Source organism: Chromohalobacter sp. 48-RD10 (assembly GCF_029889785.1).
In the GTDB taxonomy this organism is placed as follows: Bacteria; Pseudomonadota; Gammaproteobacteria; order Pseudomonadales; family Halomonadaceae; genus Chromohalobacter.
In genome coordinates, this window is the sequence record NZ_JARANX010000118.1 from 1 (window position 1) to 1,707 (window position 1,707).

Annotated in this window: 1 protein-coding gene; it reads right to left on the minus strand. The window is 56.4% G+C overall.

The window, feature by feature from the left end; all coding sequences use genetic code 11:
- Positions 1-60: 60 nt before the first annotated feature.
- Positions 61-1,395 (minus strand): hypothetical protein, encoded by a 1,335-nt coding sequence (locus OP496_RS17580; RefSeq protein ID WP_280565195.1) that lies wholly within the window; start codon positions 1,393-1,395, stop codon positions 61-63.
- Positions 1,396-1,707: the final 312 nt, after the last annotated feature.

Sequence of the window (1,707 nt, forward strand, 5' to 3'; positions counted from 1 at the left end):
AAAAAGCCCCGCTCATGGAGAGCGGGGCGCTAAAACGTCAGCTAGTCAAGAGAGGTCTTCTTAGAAGTTGAGACCGAAGTTGGTCTGCAGGCTGGTGTGCCAGCCATCATCACCTTCACCCGGCCCAAAGTAAGCGAGTGCGTTCTTGCCCGAAATGACACTGAACCAAGCGTAATACGGGCCCGCGGTGACCTTCATGCCCAGGTCGTTGAGCATCGGGTCATCGACATCGCCGAAACCACCGTCAACCGGGGAATAATCGTCGTTCGGACTGATATAGCTGAAGTCGTTGTAGAAGTAGACATTGTCGATGTCACCCCAGTCGACGTTCATGCTGTAGCCCACGCTGGCGGAATACATCTGGCCTTCGGCGGGGATCAGATAGTTGAAACCGAACGCGCCTATAGAAAGAACGTCATCGGAAATTCCGGTAGTAGACTCGCTCGGGTTCTCGGCATCGTATTCGTAGGCGGTGGCCTGCAGTTGCGTCAGCCAGGAGCCATAGCTGCCGTTGAGGCCCACGGCGGCCTGCCAGTTGCTGCCGCTGTCGTGGGTCTGGTTGTTATAGAGTTGACCGCCCTTGGCCGAGAAGTTGATCTCGGTGGTGTAATCGGTGCCCTGACCGAAAGTGTAGGCGACACGTGCGGCGAGCTGGTTCTCGGCGGAATTGCCTTGGGGGCTATCACCAACGGGTTTATCTGGATCAGCGACAGCATTGGCCCCATAGTGCTCGTTGCCATCGCCTAGCTGATCGCTCTTGAAGAAGGCCAGTGAGGTATCCCAGGCGCCTTGGGTGTGATCCCACTTGATACCCGCGTTCTGGTTGTCGTTGAAACCGGCGAGATACGGCAGGTTGCCGTACCAGCCCAGGTAGCCGTACTCCATGTTGCCGAACGGCGTCTGGACCAGCCCTACCTTGACGGTGTCGTTATCGCTGGCCTGATAGCCCATCCAGCCCTTCTTGAGGAACTGGTAACCGTCGTAGAAGCGATATTCGAACGAATACAGGAAGTTGCCATGCTGACCGTCGACGCCGAGCACGAACTTGCCGAAGTCCATGTCGCCAGCGGTGTCCTTGCTGGGTTTGCTCCAGTCGTCGTAAGTGCCCTTGAGCTGCAGGGTACCGCTGAACTGAGTATTCTGGATCGACTCGATCAGCGAACGGTTTTCCTCGGCCAGATCACGTGTCTGCGAACTTGCCTGGCTGCTGTCGGTGGTCGTGGTCGACTGCTGGGCTTCGAGTTGCTGCTCCATGCGCTCGACTTGCGCACGTAGAGCATCCAACTGGCGCTGCATGGCCTCGGTGTCTTGTTGTGCCAATGCCGGTGCAGCAAAAGCCAGTGTGCCGGTAACGCCCATGGCGAGGCCGGCTGCCTTGAATGATAGTTGTGCCACGTTTTTCTCCGTTTCCTGCTTAGGGTCGTGAGTCGTCGAATGGGCTGGGTCGCCCGTGCGAACTGACGTCAAGGAAACATCGAACCGGGTATCACATGCCCCCTCGTTCATGGGATGCACGAAAGCGCATTCCCCCTGCGAGTGGGGGCATTGAGCGATGGCAAACCATGTAGTGGTATGCGGTTCAAACGTTCCCTGAATTTTCTTCATTTTTAGTTATGGAGCGCATCATACCGAAAAACTGCCGTTACATAAACAGGTGTTATGGGATGGCAGGAAAATCCCCGCATGAGCGCTTATGAAGGGCAATAT